This window comes from Sphingomonas hengshuiensis, from assembly GCF_000935025.1.
GTDB lineage: Bacteria > Pseudomonadota > Alphaproteobacteria > Sphingomonadales > Sphingomonadaceae > Sphingomonas > Sphingomonas hengshuiensis.
In genome coordinates this window covers 4,413,773-4,427,391 of sequence record NZ_CP010836.1, presented here as the reverse complement: position 1 = coordinate 4,427,391, position 13,619 = coordinate 4,413,773, and the positions used below count along the sequence as shown (strand labels likewise).

Below are 13,619 nucleotides of genomic sequence, written 5' to 3'. Positions count from 1 at the left end.
CGGTGAGGCGCACTGCCCGCTTCGACGCCACCTGCTGCGCCGCTGGATGGAGCAAAGCGCCGTCACCAGACACTCGCTGTAGAGCTATAAAAGCCGCGTGTCGGCACGCGCACACGCAGCATTCCAATCCTCCCCCGCCAAGGGGAGGATCACGAAACGATAAATTCCGCCCAATAGTGGACGAAGGTTGGGTCAGTTATAGCGGCAGGCATGGAGAGCGCGGTGCAAACCCAAATCGTAATCATTCCTGCCGATAGAATTGTTGACTGGGAGTCCTTCCACGACGTGTTCGATGAGGCTTTGGGGTTTCCCGGATACTACGGTCGCAACATGAATGCGTGGATCGACTGCCTCACCAATGCGGATGACGCCGAGAGCGGGATGGTTGCCAATCCGGTTGCGCGCGGCGACCTGCTCACCCTCTCACTCGTAGATACGGCAGAGTTTAAGCGACGCTGTCCCGAGCAGTTTGATGCACTGATCGATTGCACTGCCTTTGTGAATTATCGACGGCGGGAAGTGGGCGACGGCCCCCTCCTCGCCCTCCTCATTGACGGCAATTTCGCCTAGGAGCGAATGTCCGCCTCCCACCAAAGTCATCCGCGCAGCCCTCACCCCGAAGCAATCGCCACTGGCCCCCGCTACCCAAACCCCGCCACCATCAGCCCCAGCGCCGCCGTAGCGGGCACTTCGGGCTCCGGCCCCAGCCGCCCGTCCAGTGCCAGCGTCGCCAGCCCATGCACGGTCGCCCAGCAGGTGACGGCTCCGATCTCCGCCGCTTCCGGCAGCACGTCGCGCATCCGCCGCGCGAGTACGCCAAAGGCGCTGTCGCCGCCGGGCGGCGGCCCCGATCCCGGGCCTGCGAACATCAGCCGGAACAGCGCAGGCCGCGCCAACGCGAAGCGGACATAGGCCATGCCTTGCCCCATCAGCGCTGCGCGCGGATCGTCGACGGCGTCCGCCGCCAGCAGTGCCGCACGCAGATCGTCGAACCCGCGCCCCGCTACTGCCGCGAGCAACGCCTCCTTGTCGACGAAGTGGCGATAGGGTGCCATCGCCGACACCCCCGCCGCGCGCGCCACCGATCGCAGGCTGAACTCGGCGCCTGAATCGAGCAGGTCGAGCGCCGCATCGATCAGCCGATCGGACAGGGCGCTGCGGGGAGACGAAATTTCCACTGTTTACACCGTACGCAATCCGAGTATGTTTACACCATACACAGCGGAGTCGAGCCCATGCAACCGGTCCAGCGCACCACCGTCGATCTCTCTGCCTATCCCGATCTTTGCGTCATCGTCCTCGGCCTCCGCGTCCGGGGCCTGCGCGGCTTGCGCACGCTGTTCGGCATCGGCCCCGGTCTGGGCAATGTTCGCCACTTTCCGCCCGACGGGCTGCTCGCGCATGAAGGCGTGATGTGGGGCTGGCGCCATGTCGGGATGCGGCAATATTGGCGCGACCGCGAGAGCCTCCAGGCCTTTACCCGCAGCGCGCCGCACGCGAAATGGTGGAGCGACTTCCTCAAACGCTATAATAGCGCCGGTTTCTGGCACGAAACCTATTGCCGCTCGGGCGCGATGGAGGCGGTCTATGTCGATGTCGGGACGCCGATCGGCTTCGGCATCTTCGCGCCGCTGGTCGATCCGGTCGGCCCGCTCAAATCGATGAACGGCCGCCTCGCCGCCTCGCAGTCCAGCGGCTGAGCTCACATCCGGGCAAGCACTTCTCGCAGCCACGCCTCGGTCTCGCCGGCATGCGTCACCGGCAGCATGTGCCCGCCCTCGATCAGCGTCAGCACCGCGCCGGGGATCGCCGCGGCGGTCCGCTCACCCTGCACCGCGGGATCGAGTACCGCGTCGCCCCGGCCATATAGGATCGCCACCGGCATCGCGATCTCCGGATAGCGGGGCACCAGCGCGGCAATCTCGGCGGGCGTCTCGCGGATTTCGGCCGATCCGGCGAGATAGCTTTTGGGCCGCAGCGCCAGCGCGCCGCCGCCCCGCGTCGCGAAATCGGCGGGTACCGGGTCGGGCGCAAAGATCGCCGCCGCGGTGGCGAGCGCCTTCATCGATCCCATCGGCACCGCCAGCGTCCAGGCGACCAGCGGGCGCAGCGGCGGCGGCGCGAGCAGCCCGGCGAACACCGGCGGCACGCTGTCGACCGGCTGGGTCAGCGGCGCGACCAGCGCCAGCGCGCCGACCAGATCGGGCCGCGCGATCGCCAGCGCTAGCGCCACTGCGCCCCCCATCGAATGCCCGACGAGCAGCACTTTGCGCACCTCCAGTTGATCGAGCAGCGCGGCGATCATCTCGGCCTGCGCGACGATCCCCGGCTGGCGCCCGTCGACACTCGAATGCCCCCATCCGGGCCGGTCAATCAGGATCACGCGGTGGTCGCCCGCAATCCCGTCCGTCAGCGAATGCGAGAAATTGCGCATCTGCCCCATCAGCCCGTGGAGCATCACGATCGGCGGCCCGTCCAGCCCGCGCGGGCCCATGTCGACATAATGGAGCCGCCCCCCGGGCACCTCGGCGATGACGCCGTCGGCGGGCGCCAGCGTCTCGGCCTTGCGCGCGAGCACCGCCGACCATGTCGCCAGCCCGCCTGCCACCAGCCCCGCCAGTCCGAAGGGTATCAGCATGTGCGCATCCTCTTCCCGTTGTCTGCGCAACCTTATAGCGCTGGCGACGGTTGCCAAGGCAGGAGGATCGACGATGGCGGACGTGACGGACAATGCGGGCGAACAGCGCTTCGAACTGGTCGAGCAGGGCCATGTCGCCCATGCCGATTACGAGATCGACGGCGACGTCGTCGTCTTCACGCACACGATCGTCCCGCCCGCGCTTCGCGGCACCGGCGTCGGCAGCCGCCTGGTCGAAGGCGCACTGGCCCAGGTTCGCGCCAGCGGCCGCAAGGTCCGCCCGCTATGCAGCTTCGTCGCGCGCTACATCGCGCAGCACTCGGAATGGGCGGACCTGCGCGAAGGCTGATAGAGCGTTGGAGATTCGCTGAGGCGCATTTCCAAACAGGCTCTAGAAGGGGGATCGTTTCGGCGCCGGACGGGTTCACGCGATATTCAAGCCGCGGCTGTTAGCTGCGCCGTCCATCATTGGAGAATCCCCACGTGTTTGCACGTCCCCTCGCTTTGACTCTCGCGCTTGCCACGCCTGCGCTGGTCGCTGCCGCGCCTGCTGGCGACCTTGCCCAGGTGCAGCAGCACCTCCAGAGCGTGAGCACGATGACCGCCGGGTTCAGCCAGACCGACCGCAACGGGCGTGTCGTCACCGGTACGATGACGCTGAAACGCCCCGGCAAGATCCGCTTCCAGTATGAGAAGGGCGTGCCGCAGCTGATCGTCGCCGACGGCAACAGCCTGTATTTTATCGACTACCAGGTCCGCCAGGTCGACCGCTGGCCGATCGGCAACTCGCCGCTGGCAGTGCTGCTCAACCCCAAGCGCGACATCACCAAATATGCCAAGCTCCAGCCGACCGGCGATCCCGGCGTGGTGTCGATCGAAGTCCATGATCCCGGCCATCCCGAATATGGCCGGATCACGATGGTGTTCCAGAAGAACGGCACTGCGCCGGGCGGGCTGATGCTCCAGGGCTGGGTCGCGCTCGATTCGCAGAACAACCGGACGACGATCCGGCTGAGCAACCAGCGCTTCAATGCCGCCGTCGCGGACAATGCGTTCCGCTGGAACGATCCGCGCCCGCAGGGGCCGCGCGGCCGCTGAACGATTATTGCGCATTGTTCATGCTGGCGACAGGTTGGCGGGGCTAGATCGAGCAGGCGGATGGGGTTGGCTTCCGGGATTTTTTCCCCCTGTTGCCCGGGCCATGCCTCTTCCCGCCTGCGTGACGAACGCTAGGTCGGCCCTCGCTCCATTGCCCCCGGAGCGGGGGCCTTTCCTTTTTGCGGCGGCGTGGTGGCGCGCGCCGACAAAAACGCTACATCGCACGCGATGAAGATCGCTTCCTGGAACATCAATTCGGTCCGTTTCCGGATCGGGATCGTCGAGCAGTTTCTCCGCGAGGAGGCGCCCGACATATTATGCCTCCAGGAAACCAAGGTGATCGACGGCGACTTCCCCGAATCGCCGTTCCGGTCGCTGGGCTATACCCATGTCATCAAGCACGGGCAGCGCATGCACCACGGCGTGGCGATCATCAGCCGCGTGCCCGTGGTCGAGGATGACCGTTTCGACTGGCAGGCGAACCAGGAGGCGCGGCATGTCGGCGTGCGGCTGCCCAACGGCGTTCGGCTCGAAAATGTCTATGTCCCCGCCGGGGGCGACGTTCCCGATCGCGAGGTGAATCCCAAATTCGGGCAGAAGCTCGATTTTATCGGACGGATGACCGATTGGGCCGCGGGACTCGCGGTGCCGACGATCCTGACCGGCGATTTCAACATCGCCCCGCTCGAATCGGATGTGTGGAGCCACAAGCAATTGCTCGACGTGGTCAGCCACACGCCGATCGAAGTCGAGGCGCTGGCCCGGCTGCAGGCGGCGCATGACTGGGTCGACCTGGGGCGCCATTTCATCCCCGCGCCCGAGCGCTGCTTCACCTGGTGGAGCTACCGCGCCAAGGACTGGGAGGCGAGCGATCGCGGGCGGCGGCTCGACCATATGTGGGCCAGCCGCGCCGTCGCCGAACAGGCGACCGCGCATAAGGTGTGCGAGCCATGCCGAAGCTGGCTCAAGCCGTCGGACCATGTCCCCATCGTCACCGAGTTCGCCTTTTGAGCGGCAATGCCCATTCGGTGGCGCTGGCAGTGGACGCGCTGCGGCGTGGCTGGCCGATTGCGATTCGCGGGGGCGCGGGCACGCTGCGGCTGCTCGCGATCGAGACCGCCGACGCCGAGCGGCTGGCGGGGTTCGACCCCGAGGCGCGCGCACCGGTATTGCTCTCCGCCGGGCGCGCGGCGACGCTGAAGCTCGCCAACCAGCGCGACGCGGCGGCGCCCGACGCCCCGGTGCTGATCGAGCGCGTGCCCTGGCTCGATTTCGATACCGCGACGGCGCTGTCGGACCCGCAATTCGACCTTGCGACTCCGCTCAAGGGGCCGTTCCGCGCGGTGCCGGTCGAGGCAAGCGACGCCGCCGCCGCCGCGCTTCGGCTCGCGCGGATCGCGGGGCTGCTCCCGGCGTTCTTCGCGCTGGCGGGCGAGGATGCCGGGGCGATCACGCCTGCCGACATCGAGTCGCACGAGGATGCCGATCGGCTGCGCATCGTCGGGCGCGCGCGGCTGCCGGTTGCAGGCGCCGAAGACAGCGAGATCGTCGCGTTCCGCACCGATGAGATGCCGGGCGAGCATATCGCGCTACTGATCGGCCAGCCGAACGGCGCGGCGCCGCTGGTGCGGCTCCACAGCGAATGCCTGACCGGAGACATGCTCGGCAGCCTCAAATGCGATTGCGGGCCACAACTGAAGGCCGCCGTCGCCGCGATTGAGGCCGAGGGTTGGGGCATATTGCTGTATTTGCGGCAGGAAGGACGCGGGATCGGGCTGATCAACAAGCTGCGCGCCTATGCGCTGCAGGACCAGGGGTTCGATACGGTGGATGCGAATACCCGGCTGGGCTTTGCCGTCGATGCGCGCAATTTCCGCGTGGCAGCGCGGATGCTGGCGCTTCTCGGGCAACGCCAGATCCGGTTGCTGACCAATAACCCGGACAAGGTCGCGACGCTGCGCGCGGCGGGAGTCGACGTGGTCGAGCGCGTGCCGCACATCCTCCCCGCCAATCCGCACAATGCCCAGTATCTGGCGACCAAGCGCGACCGGACCGGGCACGAGTTTTAGGGCGATGCGCTATTTCCTAGATACCGAGTTCAACGGGTTTTGCGGGCCGCTGATCGCGTTGGCGCTGGTGCCCGAGGACGAGTCGCTGCCGCCCTTCTACGCCGCACTCGAATGTACCGAGCCGACGCCCTGGGTTGCGGAGCATGTGCTGCCGGTTTTGGGCATCGCGCCGGTCAGCCGCGCGGAGATGGGGCATGCGTTCGCGCGCTATCTGCGCAACGATCCCGCCCCGCTGCTCTTCGCCGACTGGCCCGAGGATATTGCGCACGCCGCCACTTTGCTGGTCGCCGGGCCCGGGCGGCGCTATCCGATCGACCGCATCCGATTCGAACTGTGCGACGCGATCGGCTTTGACGGTGCGGCGTTGAGCGCAGTGCCGCACCACCCGCTCCACGACGCCGCAGCGCTGCGCGCCTTCATCCTTGCGCGCGAGGCGCAATAGCGAGTCAGGCGATCAGCCGCGCCACTTCGTCGAAATCCTGTGCGAGGTGCTGCACCCCCAGCGCGCGCAGCCGCGCGCCATGGTCGACCGCGCAGTGTGCGCCCGCGCACAGCCCGATCACCGTCGCGCCGGAGGCCACCGCACCGGTAACGCCGACAGGCGAATCCTCGAGGATCACGCATCGATCGATCGCCACGCCCAGCGCGGCGGCGGCGTGGAGATAGAGGTCGGGCGCCGGTTTCCCTCGCGTCACATGCTCGCGCCCGCTGAAGATCTTGTCGCCGAATGCATCGCGCACGCCGAGATGGGTGAGGTGCGTCTCGATCCAATGCGTGCGGCTCGACGAGGCGATCGCGCGGGGCAGCGTGGGCGGCAGGCTTTCGATGAAGCGGATCGCGCCCGCCACTGCGGGCAGCCCCTCCTCCAACGCGCGCGCATCCTCGACCGCGCGCGCGGCGTGGAAATCGTCGGGCACCGCGCGCCCGATCCAGCGCTCGATCGCGGCGAGAAAATCATGCCCCGCCAGCCCCATGAAATTGGCCATCGAATCCTCGGGACTGGTCGGATGGCCGATCGCGGTCAGATACTCGGCGATCTGCTTGTTGCCCGCATATTCGCTCTCGAGCAGCACGCCGTCGAAATCGAACAGGATCGCATCGAACCTCATGCGCGCGCTCCGAACAAAGCGGAGCCGACGCGGACCTGCGTCGCGCCGATCGTGACGGCGGTTTCGAAGTCGCTCGACATCCCCATGCTGAGCCCCGCGAGGCCGTGGTCGCGCGCGAGCTTTGCCAGCAGCGCGAAATAGGGCGCGGGCTCTACGCCCTGCGGCGGCACGCACATCAACCCGGCAAGCGGCAGCTCGGCGGCGCGTGCCTCGGCCAGCAGCGCGGGCAGGTCGGCTACCGGGCATCCGCCCTTTTGCGGCTCGTCGCCGATATTGACCTGGACGAAACAATCGGGGCGCCGCCCGGCCTTGTCCATCGCGCGGGCAAGCGCCGACACCAGCGACAGGCGGTCGACCGCGTGGATCGCGTCGAACAGCGCGACGGCCTCATCGGCCTTGTTCGATTGGAGCTGGCCGATCAGGTGGAGCGAAATTCCCGGAGTCTCGTCGCGCAGCGCGGGCCATTTCGCCGCGGCTTCCTGGACGCGATTCTCGCCGAACACGCGCTGGCCGGCGGCGATCAGCGGGCGGATCGCGTCGGCGTCGTGCGTCTTGGACACGGCGATCAGCGTCACCGATTCGGGCGAACGGCTGGCGAGCCGGGCCGCGCGGGCGATCGCCGCGTTCACTTCGGCCAGGCGCCGGGGGGCATCGTCTATGGGCATGGCCGGCGCTATAGTCGGGCGGATGCGCCCCCGCCACCCCATCCTCCCCCGGCTCTGGCTGATGACCGACGAGCGCATGGGCGACGGACTGTGGACCGCCCTTGCCCGGCTGCCGCGCGGCAGCGGGGTGATCTTCCGCCATTACGGCCTCCCGCTTGCCGAGCGGCGCGCGCTGTTCGCGAACGTGGCGAACATCGCCCATAGGCGCGGGCTGGTGCTGATCCGGGCGGGCGGCGATCGGCTGGGGCGCGGCGAGGCTGGGGCGCATGGCGTGCGGCCCGGCCACGGGCTCTACACTCGCGCCGCGCATTCGCGGCGGGAGGCAGTCGCGGCGATCCGCGACGGCGCCGATGCGCTGTTCGTATCGCCGGTGTTCGCGACGCGATCGCATCCGGGCGCGCCCGCTCTGGGTCCGGTGCGGCTGGGGTTGATGATCCGCGGGCTGGGCGTGCCGTTGATCGCGCTGGGCGGGATGAACGCCCGGCGCGCGCAGGAGATTCGCGGACTTAAGCTATATGGCTGGGCTGCAATCGACGCCTGGACGTAATCCGCACGGATCAGAAGCGGAAGGCAGTGCCCACATAGACTGCCTGGCTGTCACGACGCTCGTCGGCGAGGCGCGGCAGCCGATCCCGCTCGCTCTTGTAGCGCATACCCGCGGTCACATCGAGGTTGCGCGTCAGCGAATAGGAGCCACCCAGATCGACCGAATAGCTCGGCGCGTCGCCGATCGGGATCGGGGTGTCGATAAGCGGACGATCGGTGGCCGCCTGGACGCGTCCGGTCACGCGCTTGCCCGTATAGCTCAGCCCCAGATCGGCGCGCTCGCGGCTGCCGGGCTGGGTGATCAGTTCGACGCGCGTGACGTCGCCCGACACGGCAAACCGCTTCCAGCCCACTGCCACGCCCAGATTATAGGCAATCGGCGCGAGGCTGACGGCGCGCGGTGCGGTCAGATCGACGCGCTCCGTCCCCGTAACCGTTCGCGTCGAGCGCGCGCGGACCGCGACGGTCACACCGTGATTCGCGCCACGGCTGGCTTCCGACGGGGTGAAGCGAAAACCGCTCTCGGGCATCCCGCTGCGCGCGAGAATCGCGGCAAGCTTGGGGTCGGCGGCGGCGGGGGTGAAGGCTCCGAGCGCGTTTTCGGCAGCGTTACGCTTGCCGGCGATGCGTTCGAGTCGGCCCCCTTCTTGCGCCTGGAGCGCCGGCGCGAGCATGGTCCCGGCGGCGCAGAGCACCCCCAGTCCAAATCCCGTCATCCAGCGCGACAACCGCATTAGCATTCCTCTCTGCTGCCAGTGCTCTACCATGATTTCGAAGCGTGGTTCCACCTGCGGCACAAATTTAGCCGGACTGTTGCACCATACCCACAGATTCGCTGCGAATGGCTTCGTATCGGTGCCCATCCGCAGCCGCAACGCGTCAATGCCGGTCGCGCGCCGAATCGCGCCGCCGCCCCCGGCGCCGGCCAACGAATCGGTGCCGCGCAGGCGCCTTGCTTGCGCCACATCAGACTCTATAGATGCGTTCGCTCTGCTATTGCCTTTAGGAATGTGTCGATGAACCGCCTGTTGCGCACCGCGATCCTGGGGTCGCTTGCTCTTTCGATCACCGCGTGCGGCGGCCATAAGCGGCCCGAGGCCGATCTGGCGGCGTCGAAGGTCACGACGATCGGTGTCAATTCCTATCTGTGGCGCGCCAGCCTCGACACGGTCAGCTTCATGCCGCTGCTCCAGACCGATTCGAACGGCGGCGTCATCGTCACCGACTGGTATGTGAACCCCAACACCCCGACCGAGCGGATGAAGGTCACCGTCACCGTGCTCGACCAGGACCTGCGCGCCGATGCGCTGCGCGTCGCGGCGCTGCGCGAGATCAACCGCGGCGGCCAGTGGGTCGCGGCGCCGGTCCAGGCGGCGACCGTCCAGAAGCTCGAGGACATCATCCTCACCCGCGCCCGCGATCTCCGCCGCGCCGCGCTCGTCAACTAAGACTGGAATGCAGTGATGGCGTCGCGCTTCAATCCCTTGAAGGCGGACGCCGCGTGGCAGAAGGTGTGGGACGACCGCCGCACCTTCGCCGCGCGCGACGATTCGCCCAAGCCCAAAAGCTATGTGCTCGAGATGTTCCCCTATCCCTCGGGGCGCATCCATATGGGGCATGTCCGCAATTACACGATGGGCGACGTCCTCGCGCGATTCCGCCGGATGAAGGGCATGGAAGTGCTCCATCCGATGGGATGGGACGCATTCGGCATGCCCGCCGAAAATGCCGCGATGGAAAAGAAGGTCCATCCCGGCACCTGGACCCGCGCCAACATCGCGACGATGAAGGCGCAGCTCAAGCGGCTGGGCTTCGCGCTCGACTGGACGCGCGAAGTCGCGACCTGCGAGCCCGATTATTACGGCCACGAACAGGCGATCTTCCTCGATTTCTTCGCGAGCGGGCTGGTCTATCGCAAGGAATCGGCGGTCAATTGGGACCCGGTCGACATGACCGTGCTCGCCAACGAGCAGGTGATCGACGGGCGGGGATGGCGTTCGGGCGCGCTGATCGAGCGGCGCAAGCTGAGCCAGTGGTTCCTCAAGATCACCCAGTTCGCCGACGAATTGCTGGAGGGCGTCCGCGCGCTTGAGCATTGGCCCGACAAGGTCAAGCTGATGCAGGAGAACTGGATCGGCAAGTCCGAGGGGCTGCAGTTCCGCTTTTCGCTGTCCGATGGCGGCAGCGTGGAAGTGTTCACCACGCGGCCCGATACGATGTTCGGCGCCAGCTTCGTCGCGGTCGCGGCAGACCATCCGATCGCGCAGGCGCTGGCCGAGACCAGCCCCGAGGTTGCCGCGTTCATCGCCCAGTGCAAGCTGGGCGGAACGACCGCCGCCGAGCTGGAGACGCAGGAGAAATTGGGCTGGGATACCGGCATCACTGCCGCGCATTCATTTGATTCAGAACGACAATTGCCGGTGTATATCGCCAATTTCGTGCTGATGGACTATGGCACCGGCGCGGTGTTCGGCGTGCCCGCGCACGACCAGCGCGATTATGACTTCGCGACCAAATACGGCCTGCCGATCCGCCGCGTGGTTTCCGAGGGCGACAAGACCGATCCCGATTTCCATGACGACGCGGCCTATACCGGGCCGGGTACGCTGGTGAATTCGCATTTCCTCGACGGGCTCGACGTCCCCGATGCCAAGCGCGCGGTGATCGTGCGCGCCGAAGAGGGTGGATGGGGCACCGGCACCACCGTCTGGCGCCTGCGCGACTGGGGCGTGAGCCGCCAGCGTTATTGGGGCACGCCGATCCCGATCATCCATTGCGATGCGTGCGGCGCGGTCCCCGTACCGCGCGACCAGCTTCCGGTCGTGCTGCCCGACGATGTCAGCTTCGACGTGCCCGGCAACCCGCTGGACCGGCATCCGACGTGGAAGCACGTCGCGTGCCCCCAATGCGGCGCGGAGGCCCGGCGCGAAACCGACACGCTCGACACCTTTTTCGATTCGTCCTGGTATTTCATCCGCTTCGCCAGCCAGCCGAGCGATCAGCCGTTCGACAAGGCGGTGGCCGAGCAATGGCTGCCGGTCGGGCAATATATCGGCGGAGTCGAGCATGCGATCCTCCACCTGCTCTACGCCCGCTTCTTCACCCGCGCGCTGAACCATATCGGCAAGCTCGACGTGACCGAACCCTTTGCCGGGCTGTTCACCCAGGGGATGGTGACGCACGAGACCTATAAGACCCTCGGCGGCAAATGGCTGTCGCCCGAGGAAATCCGCAAGGACAGCGCCGGGGCAGTCGAGATCGCCTCGGGTGACGTCATCGAAGTCGGCCGCATCGAGAAGATGTCGAAGTCGAAGAAGAATACCGTCGATCCCGAGCCGATCGTCGACCAATATGGTGCCGACGCGGTCCGCTGGTTCATGCTGTCCGACTCGCCGCCCGAGCGCGACCTGGAGTGGAGCGAGAACGGCATCGAAGGCGCCTGGCGCTTCGTCCAGCGGCTGTGGCGGCTGTTCGACGGGCTGTCCGACCAGGGCGATGCGACGGGCGCGGACAAGGATCTCGACCGCCGCCTCCACCGCACGATCGCGGGCGTCGCCGAGGATGTCGAGGCGCTGACCTTCAACAAGGCGGTGGCCAAGCTGTATGAGCTGGTCAACGCGCTCGAACGTGCCCAGCCCTCCGCGTCGCGCACCGCCGCGATCCGCACCCTCGTCCGCATCGTCGCGCCGATGGTGCCGCATCTGGCCGAGGAAGCCTGGGCCGCGATGGACAATGCGGGGCTGGTCGCCGATGCGCCCTGGCCCGAGGTTGACCCTGCCCTGCTCGTCGACGACGAAGTTACCGTGGCGATTCAGGTCAATGGCAAGCTGCGCGACACTTTGCTATTGCCCAAGGGGATGGCGCGCGAGGACGTCGAGGCCGCGGCACTTGCATCCGACAAGATCGTTCGGCTGCTCGAAGGCAAAGCGCCCAGAAAGGTGATCGTCGTGCCCGACCGGCTCGTGAATATCGTCGCATGAGGATCGCGCTGCTCCTCGCCGCCGCGCTTGCGCTGTCGGGTTGCGGGCTGCGGCCGCTCTATGGCGGTGGCGCTGGCGGGCAGGTCCAGTCGACGCTCGCGTCGATCGAAGTCGCACCAATCGTGGGCCAGTCGGGATGGCTGGTATCGAATGCGCTGCGCGACCGGCTCGACGCCACGCGCAACGGCGCTGCGCGCTATCGGCTCCAGGTCGAACTCGACGACCAGATTTCGGGGCTCGGCGTGCGTCGCAACGACAGCGTCGCGCGCGAGCGGCGGACGCTGCGCGCGCGCTACCAGCTGGTGGACTTGTCCAACGGTACGGTCGTGCTCGACGCGACCGCGGGATCGGATGCGGGGATCGACGTCGTCGGCTCCGAATATGCGACGATCGCAGCGGAACGCAGCGCGCTCGAGCGGCTGTCGGGAATCGTCGCCGACCAGATCGTCGCCCGTGTCGCGCGCTACGCCCGGGCGGCGCCGACGCCATGAAGGCGAATGCGACGCAGATCCGCGCCGCTGTCGACAAGCCGAACCCGAATACGCGATTCTATCTGTTCCACGGCCCCGACGAGGCTGGCGCAGCGGACCTTGCCACGCGGCTGGCGCGCGCGCTGGGTCCCGAGGCGGAGCGCGTCGATATCGATATGAAGGGGCTGCGCGAACAGCCCGGAAGGCTGGCGGACGAGGCCGCGTCGCTGTCACTGTTCGGCGGAGTGCGCTTTATCCGCGTCACCGGAATCGAGGAGGCCGCCGTCGAGGCCGTAACCTTGCTCCTCGGCGCCGAGCGCGCGGGCAACCCGGTGATCGCGATCGGCCCGGGGCTCAAGGCCAGCGGCAAGCTGGTCAAGATGGCGATCGCCGCCCCCACTGCAATGGCGCATGCCTGTTACGTGCCCGAGGGGCTAGACGCGACACGGATGGCAACCAATGTCGCGCGCGAACAGGGGCTTCGGCTCACCGGCGACGTTCCCCAGCGGCTGGCGCACGCGACCGGCGGCGACCGCGCGATTCTGGCGCGCGAGATCGAGAAGCTCGCTCTGTTCCTCGACGCCGCCCCCGATCGCCCGCGTGATGCCGATGGCGATGCGCTCGATGCGATCGGTGCCGACCTCAACGATACCGAGCTGTTCCACACGATCGAGGCCGTGCTCGACGGGCGCGTCGCCGAAATCGGGTCCGAGCTTGCGCGACTGAGCCAGGGTGGCGGATCGGCGATCCCGCTACTGCGCCAGCTCGCGCGGCGGCTGATGACGCTATCCGAGCTGCGCGCGGATATGGACAAGGGCGCGAGTATCGACGAAGTGCTTGAGAAGAATCGGATATTCTTCCGCGAGAAGCCCGCGACGACGCGCGCGCTGCGCCGCTGGACCGCGCCCCAGATCGCGCGCGCGATCGACCGGGTCCGCGCCACCGAACGCGCATTGATGCGCGCCGCGAGCGCAGGCGAAGTCCTGGCCGAAGCCGAATGCACCGCGATCGCCCGCGCCGCCGCCCGCGCGCGCGGCTGAACCT

Annotated in this window: 17 protein-coding genes; 12 read left to right on the top strand and 5 right to left on the bottom strand. The window is 67.5% G+C overall.

The features are described from left to right. Positions 1–210 precede the first annotated feature (210 nt). Positions 211–570, top strand: a complete 360-nt coding sequence (locus tag TS85_RS20200) for a barstar family protein (protein ID WP_044334632.1) — start codon at positions 211–213, stop codon at positions 568–570. Between the two features lie 71 nt (positions 571–641). On the opposite strand, the gene TS85_RS20195 is transcribed toward TS85_RS20200, so the two are convergent. Beyond that, on the bottom strand, positions 642–1,178 hold the full coding sequence (locus TS85_RS20195; protein ID WP_052508033.1) for a TetR/AcrR family transcriptional regulator: 537 nt from the start codon (positions 1,176–1,178) through the stop codon (positions 642–644). A gap of 57 nt (positions 1,179–1,235) precedes the next feature. On the opposite strand from TS85_RS20195, the gene TS85_RS20190 reads away from it, so the two are divergent. Beyond that, on the top strand, positions 1,236–1,700 hold the full coding sequence (locus TS85_RS20190) for a monooxygenase family protein (protein WP_044334630.1): 465 nt from the start codon (positions 1,236–1,238) through the stop codon (positions 1,698–1,700). A 2-nt stretch (positions 1,701–1,702) separates the two neighbouring features. Here the strand turns inward: TS85_RS20190 and TS85_RS20185 are convergent, their stop codons facing one another. Then, the gene (locus TS85_RS20185; protein WP_044334629.1) at positions 1,703–2,638 is read right to left on the bottom strand and encodes an alpha/beta fold hydrolase; all 936 of its coding nucleotides are present in this window, start codon (positions 2,636–2,638) and stop codon (positions 1,703–1,705) included. Between the two features lie 73 nt (positions 2,639–2,711). Here TS85_RS20185 and TS85_RS20180 point away from each other — a divergent pair, with 73 nt between their 5' ends. From TS85_RS20180 to TS85_RS20160, 5 genes are all read left to right on the top strand, one after another. Beyond that, a complete protein-coding gene (locus TS85_RS20180; RefSeq protein ID WP_044334628.1) occupies positions 2,712–2,987 on the top strand; it encodes a GNAT family N-acetyltransferase in 276 nt (91 codons plus the stop codon). Between the two features lie 134 nt (positions 2,988–3,121). Continuing rightward, positions 3,122–3,736 (top strand): LolA family protein, encoded by a 615-nt coding sequence (locus tag TS85_RS20175; protein ID WP_044334627.1) that lies wholly within the window; start codon positions 3,122–3,124, stop codon positions 3,734–3,736. Between the two features lie 228 nt (positions 3,737–3,964). After that, positions 3,965–4,747, top strand: a complete 783-nt coding sequence (locus tag TS85_RS20170; RefSeq protein WP_044336693.1) for an exodeoxyribonuclease III — start codon at positions 3,965–3,967, stop codon at positions 4,745–4,747. Beyond that, positions 4,687–5,805 (top strand): GTP cyclohydrolase II, encoded by a 1,119-nt coding sequence (gene ribA / locus TS85_RS20165; protein WP_077228717.1) that lies wholly within the window; start codon positions 4,687–4,689, stop codon positions 5,803–5,805. The genes TS85_RS20170 and ribA overlap by 61 nt, the downstream gene beginning before the upstream one ends. Positions 5,806–5,809: 4 nt before the next feature. Beyond that, a complete protein-coding gene (locus tag TS85_RS20160; RefSeq protein ID WP_044334625.1) occupies positions 5,810–6,247 on the top strand; it encodes a hypothetical protein in 438 nt (145 codons plus the stop codon). A gap of 4 nt (positions 6,248–6,251) precedes the next feature. On the opposite strand, the gene TS85_RS20155 is transcribed toward TS85_RS20160, so the two are convergent. Together TS85_RS20155 and TS85_RS20150 are read right to left on the bottom strand one after the other, a co-directional pair. After that, positions 6,252–6,914, bottom strand: a complete 663-nt coding sequence (locus tag TS85_RS20155) for an HAD family hydrolase (protein WP_044334622.1) — start codon at positions 6,912–6,914, stop codon at positions 6,252–6,254. Beyond that, on the bottom strand, positions 6,911–7,579 hold the full coding sequence (locus TS85_RS20150; RefSeq protein WP_044334620.1) for a YggS family pyridoxal phosphate-dependent enzyme: 669 nt from the start codon (positions 7,577–7,579) through the stop codon (positions 6,911–6,913). The genes TS85_RS20155 and TS85_RS20150 overlap by 4 nt, the downstream gene beginning before the upstream one ends. On the opposite strand from TS85_RS20150, the gene TS85_RS20145 reads away from it, so the two are divergent. Beyond that, the gene (locus TS85_RS20145; protein WP_227698553.1) at positions 7,578–8,126 is read left to right on the top strand and encodes a thiamine phosphate synthase; all 549 of its coding nucleotides are present in this window, start codon (positions 7,578–7,580) and stop codon (positions 8,124–8,126) included. The genes TS85_RS20150 and TS85_RS20145 overlap by 2 nt on opposite strands. 10 nt (positions 8,127–8,136) lie before the next feature. Here the strand turns inward: TS85_RS20145 and TS85_RS20140 are convergent, their stop codons facing one another. Further along, on the bottom strand, positions 8,137–8,841 hold the full coding sequence (locus TS85_RS20140; RefSeq protein WP_044336692.1) for a hypothetical protein: 705 nt from the start codon (positions 8,839–8,841) through the stop codon (positions 8,137–8,139). 300 nt (positions 8,842–9,141) lie between these two features. Here TS85_RS20140 and TS85_RS20135 point away from each other — a divergent pair, with 300 nt between their 5' ends. Genes TS85_RS20135 through holA form a run of 4 tightly spaced genes read left to right on the top strand, consistent with a single transcriptional unit; the run spans position 9,142 to position 13,615 of the window. Further along, positions 9,142–9,573, top strand: a complete 432-nt coding sequence (locus TS85_RS20135) for a DUF3576 domain-containing protein (RefSeq protein WP_044334616.1) — start codon at positions 9,142–9,144, stop codon at positions 9,571–9,573. Positions 9,574–9,588: 15 nt separating this feature from the next. Continuing rightward, positions 9,589–12,105, top strand: coding sequence for a leucine--tRNA ligase (leuS, locus tag TS85_RS20130; protein ID WP_044334614.1), 2,517 nt, complete (start codon positions 9,589–9,591; stop codon positions 12,103–12,105). Further along, positions 12,102–12,596 (top strand): LPS assembly lipoprotein LptE, encoded by a 495-nt coding sequence (gene lptE / locus TS85_RS20125; RefSeq protein WP_044334613.1) that lies wholly within the window; start codon positions 12,102–12,104, stop codon positions 12,594–12,596. Before leuS ends, lptE begins: the two co-directional genes overlap by 4 nt. Continuing rightward, a complete protein-coding gene (gene holA, locus TS85_RS20120) occupies positions 12,593–13,615 on the top strand; it encodes a DNA polymerase III subunit delta (protein ID WP_044334610.1) in 1,023 nt (340 codons plus the stop codon). Before lptE ends, holA begins: the two co-directional genes overlap by 4 nt. The last annotated feature ends 4 nt before the right edge of the window (positions 13,616–13,619 follow it).

Coding starts and splice junctions, on each gene's coding strand:
- TS85_RS20200 (WP_044334632.1), top strand. CDS start 211: ATGGAGAGCGCGGTGCAAACCCAAATCGTAATCATTCCTGCCGATAGA.
- holA (WP_044334610.1), top strand. CDS start 12,593: ATGAAGGCGAATGCGACGCAGATCCGCGCCGCTGTCGACAAGCCGAAC.
- TS85_RS20140 (WP_044336692.1), bottom strand. CDS start 8,841: ATGACGGGATTTGGACTGGGGGTGCTCTGCGCCGCCGGGACCATGCTC.
- TS85_RS20190 (WP_044334630.1), top strand. CDS start 1,236: ATGCAACCGGTCCAGCGCACCACCGTCGATCTCTCTGCCTATCCCGAT.
- TS85_RS20150 (WP_044334620.1), bottom strand. CDS start 7,579: ATGCCCATAGACGATGCCCCCCGGCGCCTGGCCGAAGTGAACGCGGCG.
- TS85_RS20135 (WP_044334616.1), top strand. CDS start 9,142: ATGAACCGCCTGTTGCGCACCGCGATCCTGGGGTCGCTTGCTCTTTCG.
- TS85_RS20180 (WP_044334628.1), top strand. CDS start 2,712: ATGGCGGACGTGACGGACAATGCGGGCGAACAGCGCTTCGAACTGGTC.
- TS85_RS20145 (WP_227698553.1), top strand. CDS start 7,578: ATGGCCGGCGCTATAGTCGGGCGGATGCGCCCCCGCCACCCCATCCTC.
- TS85_RS20160 (WP_044334625.1), top strand. CDS start 5,810: ATGCGCTATTTCCTAGATACCGAGTTCAACGGGTTTTGCGGGCCGCTG.
- TS85_RS20185 (WP_044334629.1), bottom strand. CDS start 2,638: ATGCTGATACCCTTCGGACTGGCGGGGCTGGTGGCAGGCGGGCTGGCG.
- TS85_RS20155 (WP_044334622.1), bottom strand. CDS start 6,914: ATGAGGTTCGATGCGATCCTGTTCGATTTCGACGGCGTGCTGCTCGAG.
- lptE (WP_044334613.1), top strand. CDS start 12,102: ATGAGGATCGCGCTGCTCCTCGCCGCCGCGCTTGCGCTGTCGGGTTGC.
- leuS (WP_044334614.1), top strand. CDS start 9,589: ATGGCGTCGCGCTTCAATCCCTTGAAGGCGGACGCCGCGTGGCAGAAG.
- TS85_RS20170 (WP_044336693.1), top strand. CDS start 3,965: ATGAAGATCGCTTCCTGGAACATCAATTCGGTCCGTTTCCGGATCGGG.
- ribA (WP_077228717.1), top strand. CDS start 4,687: ATGCCGAAGCTGGCTCAAGCCGTCGGACCATGTCCCCATCGTCACCGA.